12 protein-coding genes are annotated in these 14,595 nt (G+C 69.4%); 6 read left to right on the top strand and 6 right to left on the bottom strand.

Annotated features, from left to right (window positions below):
• Positions 1-3: 3 nt before the first annotated feature.
• From ABD255_RS25100 to ABD255_RS25090, 3 genes are all read left to right on the top strand, one after another.
• A complete protein-coding gene (locus tag ABD255_RS25100; RefSeq protein ID WP_344218047.1) occupies positions 4-792 on the top strand; it encodes a CoA transferase subunit A in 789 nt (262 codons plus the stop codon).
• A 1-nt stretch (position 793) separates the two neighbouring features.
• A complete protein-coding gene (locus ABD255_RS25095; protein ID WP_344218045.1) occupies positions 794-1,423 on the top strand; it encodes a CoA transferase subunit B in 630 nt (209 codons plus the stop codon).
• Between the two features lie 146 nt (positions 1,424-1,569).
• Complete coding sequence (locus ABD255_RS25090; RefSeq protein ID WP_344218043.1) at positions 1,570-2,481, top strand: carbohydrate kinase family protein; 912 nt, start codon at positions 1,570-1,572, stop codon at positions 2,479-2,481.
• A gap of 13 nt (positions 2,482-2,494) precedes the next feature.
• Here ABD255_RS25090 and ABD255_RS25085 read toward each other — a convergent pair whose 3' ends face one another.
• A complete protein-coding gene (locus ABD255_RS25085) occupies positions 2,495-3,178 on the bottom strand; it encodes an NUDIX hydrolase (protein WP_344218041.1) in 684 nt (227 codons plus the stop codon).
• Between the two features lie 113 nt (positions 3,179-3,291).
• On the opposite strand from ABD255_RS25085, the gene ABD255_RS25080 reads away from it, so the two are divergent.
• Positions 3,292-4,290 carry an SPFH domain-containing protein gene (locus ABD255_RS25080; protein ID WP_344218039.1) on the top strand — a complete coding sequence of 333 codons (999 nt, stop codon included), beginning with the start codon at positions 3,292-3,294 and terminating at the stop codon, positions 4,288-4,290.
• A complete protein-coding gene (locus ABD255_RS25075; protein WP_344218037.1) occupies positions 4,287-5,162 on the top strand; it encodes a diacylglycerol kinase catalytic domain-containing protein in 876 nt (291 codons plus the stop codon). Before ABD255_RS25080 ends, ABD255_RS25075 begins: the two co-directional genes overlap by 4 nt.
• Before the next feature lie 23 nt (positions 5,163-5,185).
• On the opposite strand, the gene ABD255_RS25070 is transcribed toward ABD255_RS25075, so the two are convergent.
• Positions 5,186-6,103 (bottom strand): hypothetical protein, encoded by a 918-nt coding sequence (locus ABD255_RS25070; RefSeq protein WP_344218035.1) that lies wholly within the window; start codon positions 6,101-6,103, stop codon positions 5,186-5,188.
• A 247-nt stretch (positions 6,104-6,350) separates the two neighbouring features.
• Between ABD255_RS25070 and ABD255_RS25065 the strand changes: the two genes are divergently transcribed.
• Positions 6,351-8,333, top strand: coding sequence for a CocE/NonD family hydrolase (locus ABD255_RS25065; protein ID WP_344218033.1), 1,983 nt, complete (start codon positions 6,351-6,353; stop codon positions 8,331-8,333).
• A gap of 31 nt (positions 8,334-8,364) precedes the next feature.
• On the opposite strand, the gene ABD255_RS25060 is transcribed toward ABD255_RS25065, so the two are convergent.
• The 4 genes from ABD255_RS25060 to ABD255_RS25045 all read right to left on the bottom strand — a co-directional run.
• The gene (locus ABD255_RS25060) at positions 8,365-9,552 is read right to left on the bottom strand and encodes a glycosyltransferase (RefSeq protein ID WP_344218031.1); all 1,188 of its coding nucleotides are present in this window, start codon (positions 9,550-9,552) and stop codon (positions 8,365-8,367) included.
• A 3-nt stretch (positions 9,553-9,555) separates the two neighbouring features.
• Positions 9,556-12,162, bottom strand: a complete 2,607-nt coding sequence (locus ABD255_RS25055; protein ID WP_344218029.1) for a glycosyltransferase family 4 protein — start codon at positions 12,160-12,162, stop codon at positions 9,556-9,558.
• Positions 12,159-13,460 carry a nucleotide sugar dehydrogenase gene (locus ABD255_RS25050; protein WP_344218027.1) on the bottom strand — a complete coding sequence of 434 codons (1,302 nt, stop codon included), beginning with the start codon at positions 13,458-13,460 and terminating at the stop codon, positions 12,159-12,161. The genes ABD255_RS25055 and ABD255_RS25050 overlap by 4 nt, the downstream gene beginning before the upstream one ends.
• 28 nt (positions 13,461-13,488) lie before the next feature.
• Positions 13,489-14,595, bottom strand: a 1,107-nt coding sequence (locus ABD255_RS25045; protein WP_344218025.1) for an acyltransferase family protein, incomplete at its 5' end; no start/stop codon positions are given.

Here is a 14,595-nt window from a genome sequence, read left to right as displayed (position 1 = left end):
CTGATGGACAAGACGTACGACTCGCCGCAGGCCGCGGTCGACGACATCGGCGACGGCGCGAGCCTCGCGGTCGGCGGCTTCGGGCTGTGCGGCAACCCGATGCAGCTGATCAGCGCCATCCACGACAAGGGGGTCAGCGGGCTCAGCGTCGTGTCGAACAACTGCGGCGTCGACGACTGGGGACTCGGCATCCTGCTCGCGGACAAGCGGATCGCCAAGATGACCTCGTCGTACGTCGGGGAGAACAAGGAGTTCGCCCGGCAGTTCCTGTCCGGTGAGCTCGAGGTCGAGCTGACCCCGCAGGGCACGCTGGCCGAGAAGCTCCGGGCCGGTGGCTGCGGGATCGCCGCCTTCTTCACCCTGGCGGGCGTCGGCACCCAGGTGGCCGAGGGCGGGCTGCCGCAGAAGTACAACACCGACGGCTCGGTCGCGAAGGCCTCGGAGCCGAAGGAGACCCGGGAGATCAACGGCACGACGTACGTGCTGGAGGACTCGATCACCACCGACTTCGGCCTGGTGCACGCGCTCAAGGGCGACACCCACGGCAACCTGGTGTTCGACCGGAGCGCACGCAACTTCAACCCGCTGGCCGCGATGGCCGGCCGGGTCACCATCGCGCAGGTCGAGGAACTGGTCCAGCCCGGCGAGCTGGACCCGGACGAGATCCACCTGCCCGGCGTCTACGTCCAGCGAGTGGTTGCGGTCGGCAAGGACATCGAGAAGCGGATCGAGAAGCGTACGGTGCAAACCCGCGAGGCCTTCGAGGCCCAGCGCGAGAAGCTGGAGGCCTGAGATGCCACTCACCCGTGAGCAGATGGCCGCCCGCGCCGCCGCCGAGCTGGAGGACGGCTCGTACGTGAACCTGGGCATCGGCCTGCCGACGCTGGTGCCGAACTACATCCCGGACGGCGTCACCGTCGTGCTGCAGAGCGAGAACGGCATCCTCGGCGTCGGCCCGTACCCGGTCGAGGGTGACGAGGACCCGGACCTGATCAACGCCGGCAAGGAGACCGTCACGACGCTGCCCGGTGCCTCCTTCTTCGACTCGTCGCTGTCCTTCGGGATGATCCGCGGCGGCGCCATCGACGCGGCCATCCTCGGCGCGATGCAGGTGTCGGCCACCGGCGACCTGTCGAACTGGATGATCCCCGGCAAGATGGTCAAGGGCATGGGCGGCGCGATGGATCTGGTCCACGGCGCCAAGAAGGTGATCGTGCTGATGGAGCACGTCGCCAAGGACGGCTCGCAGAAGATCCTGCAGGAGTGCGACCTGCCTTACACCGGCCGCGGCGTGGTCAACCGGATCATCACCGACCTGGCCGTGCTCGACGTCACCGACGACGGCCTGCAGTTGGTCGAGCTGGCCGACGGCGTCACCTTCGACGAGCTCCAGGAGAAGACCGGCGCCCCGATCAAGCACTGAATGCGACGTCCGGGTGCCTCGGTGAGTTCCGCCAGGCACCGGACGGCCGCGCAGGTACGGCGCTCGCTCGGGTCGGGCGCCGCTGGATGGGTACCAGAGACTGACGTCAACCCTGCCATTAGTCGGTCTCGGTAAGGATGGGATGCATGGACCTGGATGTCTTCGTCATCGGCGGCGTGGGAATCGACACCATCGTGCGGGTGCCGGGGTTACCGCTGCCCGATCAGGAGACGATCCACGTTCCACCCGTCGAGACGTACGTCGGCCACACCGGGCACGGCGTCGTCCTCGGCTGCTCCCGGCTCGGCCTGTACCCCGGGCTGGCGGACGTCATCGGCGACGACCCCGCCGGGGCCCGGATCCGCGCCACCTACGAGCAACTCGGCCTGCCGCTGGCCGTCGCGTTCCACCCGAGCGGCACCCGGCGAAGCGTCAACCTGGTGTCGCCCGACGGCAGCCGCGTCTCCCTGTACGACGACCGCCATCCGCCGGGCATGCGGGTGGACCCGAACCTCTGGCGCGGGCACGTCGGACGGGCCCGGCATGTGCACGTCTCGATCATGGACTTCGCGCGGCGGGCACTTCCCGACGTACTCGCCGCGGAGTGCACGATGTCGACCGACCTGCACGACTGGGACGGCGAGAACGAGTACCACCGGGACTTCGCGCTGACCGCGGACCTGGTCTTCGTCTCGACCAGCGCGCTGCGGGACAAGGCCATCGACTGGATCTTCGCCAGCGGCCGGGCCTCGGTGGTGGTCGCGATGGCCGGCTCCGACGGCAGCTACCTGCACGTCCGGGGCGAGGAGCCGGTCCACTTCCCGGCGATGGACATCCCGGGCCGCCCGGTCGTCGACACCAACGGCGCGGGCGACGCCTACGTGGCCGCCTTCCTCACCACCTGGCTGGACGGCCGCACTTTCCAGGAGGCGGCCGAAGCCGGCACCATCGCAGGCGCCTGGGCCTGCGGCTCCCCCGGCACCCATACCGACCTGATCACCGCCGAGCAGTTGATGTACCTACAGACCAGGCCTGCTCGAGGTGACAGGACCGGCTGAAGCGCAGTCGAGGTCAACCGCGGGTCAGGGGTGGGTGCAGGGTGGTGGCTGGGCCGCGGCGGAAGAGTTGGGCCGGACGGCCGCCGTCGCGGGTGGTGGTGGCACCTAGCGGGGTGACGAAACCCTCGGTCTTGGTGGCCTTGCGGTGGAAGTTGCGGGGGTCCAGCGGGACGCCCCAGACGGCTTCGTAGATGCCGCGCAGTTCCGAGATGGTGAACTCGTCGACGCAGAACGCGGTCGCCAACGGCGAGTACTCGAGCTTCGCCCGGGCGCGTTCGACGCCGTCGCCGAGGATCCGGTGGTGGTCGAAGGCGAGCCGCTGGGGATCCGCCAGGACGTCGTTCACCGCGACCCACTCGGCCGAGGCCGCGTCCGTGCCGGCCACCGGGACCGGCAGGTCGGGGACCAGCGCCAGATAGGCCACGCTGATCACCCGGCCGCGGGGATCGCGCCCGGGTTCGCCGTACGTCGCGACCTGCTCGAGGTGGATCCGGTCCGAGACCAGGCCGGTCTCCTCCGCCAACTCGCGGCGAGCGGCGTCCGCAAGGTCCTCCTCGGGGCGCACGAAGCCGCCCGGGAGCGCCCAGCGGCCCTTGTGGGGGGCGATCCCGCGGCGGATCAGCAGCACCTGCAGCGAGCCGTCGCGAACGGTCAGGATCACCAGGTCGACGGCGACGCCGAGCGGCACGAAGTCCATGGCGAACCACTCTAATCGTCACCTTGACGAAAAGCGACCCAAGGTTTATCGTCAGAGTGACGACAAAGACAGTTCGACCCGGGCGGACCCGGGTCCGGTGAGGAGAAAGACCGATGGCCGACATCACCCGGTTCCGTTTCATCAGCCACCTGCGGGCGAACCCGACGACGCACGTCCGGCACCTGCGCAAGGGCAGGCTCGCGCACGACGGCGCCGGCCAGGCGTTCTGGTTCCGGGCGCTGAACTCGTCGCTGAGCGAGGTGCCGATCGACGACCGGGAGCAGCCGCTGCTATTCCACGGCCGCACCCTCGACTTCCAGGACGTCGTGGTCCAGGCGACGGTGACCTACCGGGTGATCGACCCGGCGCTGGCCTCGACCCGGCTCGACTTCGGCATCGATCCCGACACCGGCCTGTGGCGGTCCACGCCGCTGGAGCAACTCGGCGGACTCCTGACCGAGCTGGCCCAGCAGACCGCGCTCGACCTGCTGGCCCGGATGAACCTGACCCAGGCGCTGTCCGAAGGCATGGCGTCGCTGCGCCAGGCGGTGAGCACGGGGCTCCGCGAGGACCAGCGGCTCACCGGTCTCGGGATCGGCGTGGAGGACGTCCGCGTGGTCGCAGTACGGGCTGAGAAGGATGTCGAGCGTGCGCTGCAGACTCCTACCCGGGAGATGGTCCAGCAGGCCGCGGACAAGGCGACGTACGAGCGGCGCGCGATGGCGGTGGAGCGGGAGCGGTCGATCGCGGAGAACGAACTGCAGAACCAGATCGAACTGGCCCGGCGGGAGGAGCAACTGGTCACCCAGAAGGGTCAGAACGAGCGTCAGCGCGCGACCGAGGCCGCGGCGGCGGGCCGGATCGAAACCGAGGCGGCGGCCGGCCGGAGGCGGCTGCTCAGCGAGGCCGAGGCGGACGCGAAGCGAGTGATCGGCGCGGCCGAGGCAGCCGCTGAGAAGGCCCTGCTCGACGCCTATGCGGAGCTGGACCAGGGAACGATCCTGGCGGTGGCGATCAAGCAGGGCGCGCTGCCGAACATCGGCACGCTGAACCTGACGCCGGACCTGATCACCCCGCTGCTGACGAAGCTGACCGCCGGAGAACAGGTATGAGCCTGCCTCCCCGGGCAGTAGTGGTCCACCGGGCGACCGAGCTCACCGAGTTGGTCGCCCGGCACGGCACCCGCCAGCAGGCCGGCTTCTTCCTGACCACCCGCGGCCGCGACCTGGCCGAGCTGGACGCCCGGCACCAGGCTCAGCAAGATGCACTGGCCGTGGTGTCCGCGGCCATCCCGCTGGACTGGCGGCGCGCTGTGGCCGAGCGCGATGACCTCGACCGGTTCGTGTTCGGTCCGGAGGACGTGGTGATCGCGGTCGGACAGGACGGCCTGGTCGCGAACGTCGCGAAGTACCTCGACGGGCAGGCGGTGATCGGAGTCAACCCGGAGCCCGCGCGCAACCCCGGAGTACTGGTGCCGCACGAGCCGGCCGCGACCGCGGACCTGTTGCGGAGCAGGACCGTCGAGGAGCGGACGATGGTTGCCGCGAGCACCGATGACGGCCAGCGACTGCTGGCGCTGAACGAGGTCTATGTCGGGCATCGGACGCACCAGTCGGCTCGTTATCGACTCGCCTCGCCGGAAGGTCTGGAGGAGCGGCAGTCCTCCTCGGGCCTGCTGGTCGGCACCGGAACAGGTTCCACGGGGTGGTGCCGGTCGGCCTGGCAGGAACGCGGCAGCGGGCTGAGGTTGCCGGGGGCAACCGAAGCCGCGCTCAGCTGGTTCGTTCGGGAGGCTTGGCCCTCACCGGCGACCGGCACCAGTTGCACCGAGGGCCTGCTGACGGTCGACGACCGGCTGACCGTCACCGCCGAAGCCGACCTGGTCGTCTTCGGCGACGGCATCGAGTCCGACACTCTCTCGATCACCTGGGGCCAGCGGTTGGACATCACCATCGCGGAGACCCGCCTCAGGCTGGTTCGCTGAACCATCCTGAGGCGGGGCGGTCACTAACCGTTGAGGGTGTCGTGATCCGGGGCGAAGCGGAAGTAGTGCGGGTCGGCGAAGGTGCCCGGGACCTTGCCCAGGCCCTTGATCACCGTGCTCGTGCCGCTGGCGTGGCCGAGCGTGTAGAGGTAGGCGGACTTGGTGTCCCGATCGATGCCGAGAAGCACCGTCCCGGCGGCGCCACACGGAGCCGCGATGAGTTGATCGAGGCCCTGCCACGTCGCGGTGCGGACCGGAGTGCCCTGCGGGCTGAACGGCTGCGAGGTGGGGATCCGGACCGTGTACAGCCCGCCGTTGCGGTTGTTGGCCAGGAAGGTGTCATGGGTGAGGCTGCGGCTGATCAGCGTGAACGACTTCATCGTGGTGAGGCCGCCGATCCCGCCGGTACTGCGCCAGGCGCCGTTCTCCTTGGTCCAGCGGTGGAAGGTCCCACCGGTGTTCTGCGCGTACAGCGTCGACCGGAGCGGCTGAGTGCTGCCGGCCGGCTTGTGGACCGACTGCTCGATCCAGCGCCAGTCGGACCAGCCGCCACCGACCCGCCGTTGCACGAGCGGGTGGTTCGGGTCGAGGTCACCGTTCGCGCGGGTGCCGTACCCGGTGTTGTAGAGAGCGCCGCCGAACACGGTCATCCCGGCCCGCAGGTCACCGACGGGCTTGGGAACGAAGCTGAAGGTGGTGGTGTGCTTCACCTGGCCCGGCTGGTAGACGCCGGCCGTGGTTCGCACCGCGCCCACGGTGGGCGAGGCCCCCGCTGTGATGACGCGACTGGTGTGGGCGCCGGCGGCGGTCACCGAGCCGAGGTGGAGTGAGCAAGGCGCGTTGGCGTCCGCCACCGCGGCGTTCGCCGGCGCGAGAGTGGATCCCAGCGTCAGCGCCAGGCCCGCGGCACCGGCCAGGCTGATGGTCCTGCGAAGCTTCATGTAGTTCTCCCCTGTCCCCCGAAGGCTCCCCTGTGGCCTTCCTCACCGGTGTAGACAGCGCCCGGCCGGAAGAAGTTCGGCCCGGCCGCGGGCGAAGTTTTTCCCGTGCTGTCCACGCGAAGTGACCGAACGGGTGAGATGCGTACAGACAACGGTGTCACCTTCTGCTTAAGGTGCGTTCACCACAACGGCCCTGTCGAGGGAGGGCTGGGGTGCTCCACCCACCGCCCACAGGGGAGAGACACGCATGCGCCCATCTCGAAACCGATCGAGAACCGCATTCCGCACCGGCGTTGCCTTACTGGCCGCCGCCGCATTGGCTCCGCTGGCGTCGCTGACCGCGACGGCCGGCCCGGCCGCACCAGCTACCGAAGTCGAGCTGACCGCGCCGGCGAAGCCGTTCGTGCAGGGGACCCGGACCGTCGCCGCCTACGACTACGACAACGCGATCCACGAGCGGGTCGAGGTCGAGGTCCCCGGCATCGACAGCGACGCGAACGGGATCAAGGACCGGCTCACCGTCGACATCATCCGGCCGGGTGAGGCCGCCCAGGCCGGCGTCGACGTACCGGTGATCATCCAGGCGTCGCCGTACTACGCCGGCGACAACAAGGCGTACTTCGACGCCGACGGCACCAGGCAGGTCTTCGGGAGCTGGCTGGACAACTACTTCGTGCCGCGCGGGTACGCCGTCGCGTTCGTCGACATGCCGGGCACCTTCCGGTCCACCGGCTGCAGCGACGTCGGCGGGGACTACGAGGTGCTGGGCAGCAAGGCCGTCATCGACTGGCTGAACCACCGCGTCCCGGGCTACACCCCGGCCGGTGCGCCCGCGAAGGCCGACTGGTCCACCGGGAAGGCCGGCATGATCGGCGTCTCCTGGAACGGCACCATCGCGAACTCGGTCGCCAGCACCGGCGTGAAGGGGCTCGAGACGATCGTGCCGATCGCCGCGATCTCCAGCTGGTACGACTACACCCGCAGCAACGGAGTGCCCTTCTACGACGAGTACATGGGCTTCCTGCACGACTACGTGAGCAACGACAAGAGCCCGCGCTGCGTCGAGCTCACCAATGAGATCGAGCAGGACTCCGACACCCGCACCGGCAGCTACAGCCGCTGGTGGGACCCGCGGAACTACCGGCTGGACGCGAGCAAGATCGACGCCTCCGTGTACGTCGTGCACGGGCTCGGCGACGAGAACGTGAAGACCCGGCACTTCGGCGAGTGGTGGGACGAGCTGGCGAAGAACGGCGTACCACGGAAGATCTTCCTGCACCAGGGCGTGCACCTGGACGGATTCAGCTTCCGGGACGCGTGGGTCGACAAGCTGCACCCGTGGTTCGACTACTGGCTGCAGGGCCTGAAGAACGACGTGATGAAGACCCCGCAGGCGACGGTCCAGCGTGAGGACGGCACCTTCGTCGACGAGGCGAAGTGGCCGGCCACCGGCGTCAAGAGCACCAAGCTCAACCTGAGCAAGCCACTGGACGCGAAGACCGGTGGCCTCTCGATCGCCGCGGCGACGAGCGACCCGGTCAGCTTCACCGGTGGCGCCAACGAGTCGACGGACGCCGCTGTGCTCGACCCGACCACGACGCGGCCGGATCGCGCGGTGTTCCTGAGCAACGATCTGGAGCAGGCCGTCCGGGTCTCCGGCACCGGCAAGGTGACGGTCCGGGTCAAGGTCAACAAGGTTGCCGCCGGCATCAAGGCGCGGCTGGTCGACTACGGTACGGCGACCCGCTACACGAGCGTGTCGAACATCCCGAACACCAGCAAGTGCTGGGGTGACGGCAACGCGCTCGACACCGGGTGCTACGCCCAGACCCAGATCAACAAGGCGGTTTCGGACGCCTCCGTGGTGGTTCGGACCCTGGCCGACGTCGGCCACTACAAGTCGCTGGAGCGCAAGGAGTCGCTGCAGTCCGGCCAGTGGTACGACCTGACCTTCGAGCTGAACGCGGACGACGTCGTGTTCGCGGCCGGCCACCGGCTCGGCCTGGTGCTCACGGTGGAGCCCGACAACCCGTCGGTCCCCTTCACCGGCGCGACCATCACGCTGGACCCGGCGAAGTCGTCGCTGACGTTGCCGCTGACCGGCGCGACCTCCAGCCTGACCACGACGGACGGCCCGCAGGCACGGGTCGCGGCCACCCGGCTGGCGCAGCCGGAGCCGGAGAAGGACCCGGTCAAGTTGATGGAACAGTTCGTCGAAGCCTCGCGGTAAAGGAAAGGCCCCGGCTTAGCCGGGGCCTTTCTCACTTCACCTGGATGCTCTTGGCCAACGTCGAGTAGGCAGCCACCAGCCGCTCGGAGTCATGCTCCCAGTTGAGCTCGTCAGCCGCGGCCCGTACTCCGTCGACGTAGCCGGCGTAGTCCGCGATCATCGCCCGCACCGCCGCCGCCAGTGACGACGCGTTCCCTGGTTCGTAGAGCGTCCCAAGGTGGTACTTCGTGATCACCGCCCGCAGTTCGGGCAGATCCGCGGCCACCACCGGTACTCCCGCCCGCACCGCGTGGAACAGCTTGTTCGGCAGGGCGAGCCGGTGGTTCTCGCACGTGTTCGTCAACGTGACAAGGGAGATCCCGGACTCCTGCAGGACCCGGTCGACCTCGTCGATCGAGGTCTCCGGCACCTTCTCCACCGGTCCGAGGTCGAGCCGGTAGTTCGGGTCGACCGATCCCATCAGCAGCGTCTTGAACGGCGCCAACTGACGAGCAGCCTCGACCACGGTCGGCAGATCCCGGCCCGCGCCGACGCGTCCGGCGTACAGCAGGCCGGCCGGGCTCGCGGGCAGAACGGGCGCGACCTCGGGCCGCGGGAAGGTGTTCCGCACGACCCGCACGTCCGGCAGACCCCGCTCGCGCAGACGCTGGGCGATCCCGTCGCTGACCGTGAAGACCACCCTTGCCCGGCGAGCCAGGCCAAGCTCGTACCGTCGGCCACGGATCCGCCAGAACGGAGTCGGGCGGCCCGGCAGCGCCCGGTCGAACCACAACTCGTGGCTGTCGTAGACGAGGATGGCCGACCAGCGACCGGCGTACTCCGCGGCCAGTTCGAGGGTGTTGAAGTCGTGCGCGTGCACCACGTCGTACGGCTGCATCGCGGCGAGCCGGCCGGCGGCCGCAGTACGCCATTGCTTCTCGGTGCGCAGCCGGTGCTCCGGCAGCAGCAGCCACCGGACCGCCCGCTGGGCGAGCACCTTGAGCCCGCGCCGGCCGTGGCCGACCACGGGTCCGTTCCCTCCGGCCCGCAGACCGGCCGAACGGGAGACGGACTCGACGGTCGCGCCTGCCTCCACCGGAAAGCCATCCGGCACGTCGCGACCGACCACATGAACCGAGTGGCCGGCCGCCGTGAGCGCAGCGGTTTCCCGCAGGATGCGCGAGTCCCCGGAGATCGGGGACTGCGCCAGCATCAGGACCCGCAGGTCAGCTTCCGCCAAGGTTCAGCGTCCACCCAGGAAGGGCAGCAGCACCTCGACGGACTTCCGGCCGTCGTGGATCTCCTGGACGTAGCGCGGTCCGGCGTCGGCGAGCTTGCGTGCCTCTTCCCGCTCGGCGATCAGTCGCTCGATCACCTCGACCAGGTCGTCCGGGGTCGCCTCGACGATCGGCAACTCGGTCGGCAGCAGGGCCCGGACGTGGTCCGCGACATGGCCGACGGTGACCCGCCCGGCCGCCATCGCCTCGCACGCGAACACGCCGTACGAGCCGAGCAGCAGTTGGTCGACGACGATGTCGGCGGACTTCACCATCGCCATCAACTCCGAGTGCGGCACCCCGCGGACCCGCTGGTACTTGATCACGCCCTTCGCGTCCAGCGCGGTCAGCACCGGGTCGACGAAGACCGATCCCTTCAGCGCGCTCGCCGACGGCGCGTGCAGCACCACCGGGATCTCACGCTCCAGCACCGGCTCCGACGAGGCCAGCTCGTCCGGATCGACGACGACCGGCAGCCACTCGCTGTCGTCGACGTACTCGATCAGGTCGGGGGTGGTGACGAACCGCGGCCCGTCGTACCCGGCCAGGTGCTCGCGCATCCGGTCGTTGGCCGCCTGCAACCGCATGGTCAGCTCGTCGTTGCGGTCCGCGAATGGCGAGAACCGGTACTTCGCCCGGTGCCGGGCCGGATCGCGAACCTCCGAGCCGTGGAAGATCAGCCCGTGCTTGATCCCGGCCGAGTCCAGCATCGGCACATCCACGTCGAACATCTGCCCGCGGAGCTGCCCGAACATCGGCCGGCCGGCCTCGAACAGCACGTGCGTGACGTTGCGCAGGGTCCACGAGGTCAGGTCGAGCTGCCAGCGCAGGTCGCCGCGGTACTGCTTGTATGTCCCCGTGCGATGCACCTTGAAGTCGTACTTGCCGCCACCGGTGGTCAGCGACTCCGCCGCGATGGACGGGGCCTCACGGGTGAGCGAGGTGGCCCACAGGTAGGCCTGGCCCGCGCTGTTGACCGGGCCGATCAGCACCCGGCGGCCGTGCGTCTCGTCACCGGGCCGGCGAACGACCTCGAGCGGCCGGCCGAGCATCTCGGTGTAGAGGTCGCGAAGGTGCGCCGCCTGGCCGTCCCAGGAAACCTCCCGCAGGTACTCCGGGTCGGTCAGCCGCTCGCGGTAGCGGTCCGGGTCGGCGAGCACGACCTTGACCTTCGCGGCCAGGTCCACGGCGTCGGCCGCCTCGAACACCTCGCCGATCCCGGTCCGCTCGACGAACTCGGTCAGGCTCGGCATGTTGCTGGTGACCACCGGCAGGCCGGCGAAGACGTACTCGAAGACCTTGTTCGGCAGGGACATCTCATGACTGGGGTAGCGCAGGATCGGGATCAGCCCGACGTCCGCGGTCTTCAGGAACGGGACCACCTCGTCGTAGCCGACCGGCTCGACGTAGTGCACCCGGTCGTCGACCTCGAGCGAGATGGCCAGTTCCTTCAGCGCGTCGACCGACGGGATCTTGGTCGACGGCACGCAGACCACGGCCAGGTGCACCGCGGGCAGGTACTTGAGCGCCTCGATCGCGGTCTCGACCCCACGGGCCCGGGTCACCCCACCGCTGTAGACGATCAACGGCACGTCCGCGGGCAGCGACAGCCGAGTGCGCAGGTCGATGACGTCGGCCGAGACCTCGGACAGGCTCGGCGAGTTGATGATGACGGTCGGCTCGGCGGTCAGCTTGTAGCGGCTCTTCAGCGTGCGGGCGATCGCCGGGCTGACCGTGATCACCCGGTCGGCCGTGCCGATGTACTCCGCCTCGTGCTTGGCCCAGGCCGAGATGAACCGGCGCGTGCGGCCGCCGTACCGGGACAGGCCGGCGACGTACTCGTGCGCGTCGTAGACGAACTTGAGCTCCTTGCCGCGCAGCTTCGCCCGGCCCGCCGCCCGGGAGGCGACGCCGATCACGTGCATGTCGTGCGCGTGCACCACGTCCGGCTCGAGCCGGTCGACCAGGTCGCCGAAGGCGAGCTCCAGATCGATCGCCTCGGGATGCACCCGGCGCCACGGCGCCGGCCAGCTCATCCGGTGGATGACACCGTCGTACGCGCGCCAGCCGAACTTGAACGGCTTGTCCAGCTTGTTGCCGACGCCCTTGCGGACCCAGACACCCTTGGCCGCGGTCTGCCAGCCGACCCGGCGGACCAGCCGGGTGACCACGCCCGCCTTGAAGGCGAGCGATCCGGCCGGGCCCGGCTTCTTCGCGGTCATCGCGTGACCGGAGTCCGCCTTCAGCTCCTTCAGGCCGGCCTGCACCCGGTGGCTGCGGGCGACGTACGCGCGCTTGGTCTTGTAACCGACCAGCGGCGGGCGCCAGTCCCGCCGCCGGGTCCGCCGCTCCTTGCGCTCCTCGCGCAGGTTGAACGGCGCGGCGACCCGGACCACCAGGGCGCCGTCGAGCATCTCCCGGGACTGGGGTTCGCCGGTCGGCGCGATCCCGAGAACAGTGACCTCTACACCGGCCGCGGCCAACGTCGCGGCCTCCTTACGGACCCGGCTGTCGTTGGTGACGTCGTTCGCGACGAGCATCACCACCCGAAGTTCTTCCGGGGACCTCGTCACAGGCCGACCGACCTTCCGATCACGATCCGACGGACACCCGCCCAGCGAGCCGGGTCAGTGCTGTCACGACCGTCGACGAGCACCTTCACGCCGGTCAGCTCGGCCGGGGTCAGCTGCTTGTACTCCGGGTGGTCCGCCTGCAGGACGGCGGCGTCGGCCGCGTCACCGAGGTGGAACGGCGTGAAGCCCAGGCCCTGCAGCTCCTCATCGGTGTACATCGGGTCGTGCACGAACACCTCGGCACCACGGGCCTTCAGCGCCTCGACGGTCGGGAAAACGCCAGAGAAGGCTGTCTCCTTGACCGCACCACGGTAGGCGGCACCGAGCACGACGACGCGCGCGCCGGTCAGGTCGCCGTACGCGCCCTCGAGCAGACCGATGGTGTAGTCCGGCATGCCGAGGTTGGCCTCACGGGCGGCGCGGACGACGGTCGCCTCCGGGTCGGTCCACAGGTACAGCCGCGGGTAGACCGGGATGCAGTGGCCGCCGACGGCGATGCCGGGCCGGTGGATGTGGCTGTAGGGCTGCGAGTTCGAGGCCTCGATCACCTGGTGCACGTCGATGCCGTTCGCCGAGGCGAACCGGGCGAACTGGTTCGCCAGGCCGATGTTGACGTCGCGGTAGGTGGTCTCCGCCAGCTTGGCCAACTCCGAGGCCTCGGCCGAGCCGAGGTCCCAGACGCCGTTGCCGCGGGCCAGGTCCGGACGGTCGTCGAAGTCCAGCACGGCCTCGTAGAACGAGGTGGCCCGCTTGGCGCCTTCCTCGGACAGCCCGCCGACCAGCTTCGGGTACTTGCGCAGGTCCGCGAAGACGCGGCCGGTGAGCACCCGCTCCGGGGAGAAGACCAGGTGGAAGTCGGTGCCCTCGGTGAGGCCGGAGACCTCCTCGATCAGCGGCTTCCAGCGGTTCCGGGTGGTGCCGACCGGCAGGGTGGTCTCGTAGCTGACCAGGGTGCCGGGCGACAGGTGCTCGGCCAGCGACCGGGTCGCGTTCTCCATCCAGCCGAACTCGGGCTCGCCGGTCTTCTCGTCCACGAACAGCGGCACCACGATGACGACGGCGTCGCTGCCCGGGATCGCGTCGGCGTAGTCGGTGGTGGCGCGCAGACGCCCGTCACCGACCGTCTCGGCCAGCAGTTCGGCCAGGTGCGCCTCACCCGGGAACGGCTCCTGCCCGGCGTTGACCTGGTCGACCAGCCCTTGGTTGATGTCGACGCCGACCACTTGGTGGCCCTTGGTCGCGAACTGGACCGCCAACGGCAGTCCGATCTTGCCCAGGGCAACTACTGTCACTCGCACGGAAACTCCAACACTTGGTTTGAATCGTTCATCGGGAACCTCTGAGTCGCCGCTCCAGCGGGTGCTCGACGAACTTGTAGAGCAGCCAGGAGGCGAAGATCGAGAGGACGAGCAGGCCGGCGTACCAGGTCAGGTTGTCCGAGGACCGCGGACCCTGCAGGCCGTTGAATTCACGGACGGCGTAGATCAGCGTGGCGTGCACGAGGTAGAAGGAGTAGGACCACTGGCCGAGCGCGACCAGCGGCCGGCTGCGCAGCCACGAACGGCCACCGCGCAGGTCCCTGGACACGACGGCCACGATCACGATGCCGTAGAGCACGGTCAGCCAGACCCGCTGGGTCAGACCCAACGTCGTCGCGAGCGGGAACTGCGCCGGGTGCTCGCCGGTGTAGTACAGGGTGAACAGGCCGACGGCGAAGATCAGGAACGCCACCCAGACCGGGAGGCGCGGCCGCCACTGCGACCTGATCATGATCGCCAGGCCGATGCCGAACAGGAACGCCACCGAGTGCAGCACCGGCTGCGGGAACACCGGGACGGTCTTCGGGAAATGGAACAGCGCCAGGTAGTAGGCGCATCCGATGACGACGATCGACGCGCACATGATCGCGCCGCCGGCCACCCGCAGTCGCGCCGTCGCCCGCTGCACGAACGGGTGGTAGGCGTAGAAGAACGCCTCGACCGACAGCGTCCAGGAGGCCGGGTTGCCGCCCCAGATGATGGTCGGATCGTTGGACCAGCCGTGCAGCAGCACCACCGACAGCAGCAGCACCCCGACGGCCAGTGGCTTGATCCACGGCATCGACGGATCCGGGTCGGGCCGGTAGAAGACGAACACGGCGAGCAGCAGCGCCACCATGTGAGCCGGCCAGATCCGGGCGAACCGGCGCCGGTAGAAGGTCCGGATCTTCGTTCCGGGCCGGGCCGACCAGGTCAGCACGAAACCGGACAGGACGAAGAAGAAGGTGACGCCCGAGGTGCCCCACTTGAGGAACTCCGCGATCGGCAACGGCGCGAGGTTCGTCATGTGGTGCGTGAAGACGAAGAACGCCGCCCACCAGCGCAGACCGGTGAGCGACTCGACCCGCGGCACCCGCGGCTTGGCCGCGCGCAACTGGTCCGGCGGCGCCGAGGC

The organism is Kribbella sancticallisti (assembly GCF_039530625.1).
Classification (GTDB): Bacteria; Actinomycetota; Actinomycetes; order Propionibacteriales; family Kribbellaceae; genus Kribbella; species Kribbella sancticallisti.
Note: the sequence above shows the minus strand (reverse complement) of the source record. Positions and strands in the feature narration are given on the sequence as shown.

Excerpts from the sequence above, each read along its gene's own strand:
- ABD255_RS25100 (WP_344218047.1), top strand. The coding sequence starts at position 4 with ATGGACAAGACGTACGACTCGCCGCAGGCCGCGGTCGACGACATCGGC.
- ABD255_RS25095 (WP_344218045.1), top strand. The coding sequence starts at position 794 with ATGCCACTCACCCGTGAGCAGATGGCCGCCCGCGCCGCCGCCGAGCTG.
- ABD255_RS25090 (WP_344218043.1), top strand. The coding sequence starts at position 1,570 with ATGGACCTGGATGTCTTCGTCATCGGCGGCGTGGGAATCGACACCATC.
- ABD255_RS25085 (WP_344218041.1), bottom strand. The coding sequence starts at position 3,178 with ATGGACTTCGTGCCGCTCGGCGTCGCCGTCGACCTGGTGATCCTGACC.
- ABD255_RS25080 (WP_344218039.1), top strand. The coding sequence starts at position 3,292 with ATGGCCGACATCACCCGGTTCCGTTTCATCAGCCACCTGCGGGCGAAC.
- ABD255_RS25075 (WP_344218037.1), top strand. The coding sequence starts at position 4,287 with ATGAGCCTGCCTCCCCGGGCAGTAGTGGTCCACCGGGCGACCGAGCTC.
- ABD255_RS25070 (WP_344218035.1), bottom strand. The coding sequence starts at position 6,103 with ATGAAGCTTCGCAGGACCATCAGCCTGGCCGGTGCCGCGGGCCTGGCG.
- ABD255_RS25065 (WP_344218033.1), top strand. The coding sequence starts at position 6,351 with ATGCGCCCATCTCGAAACCGATCGAGAACCGCATTCCGCACCGGCGTT.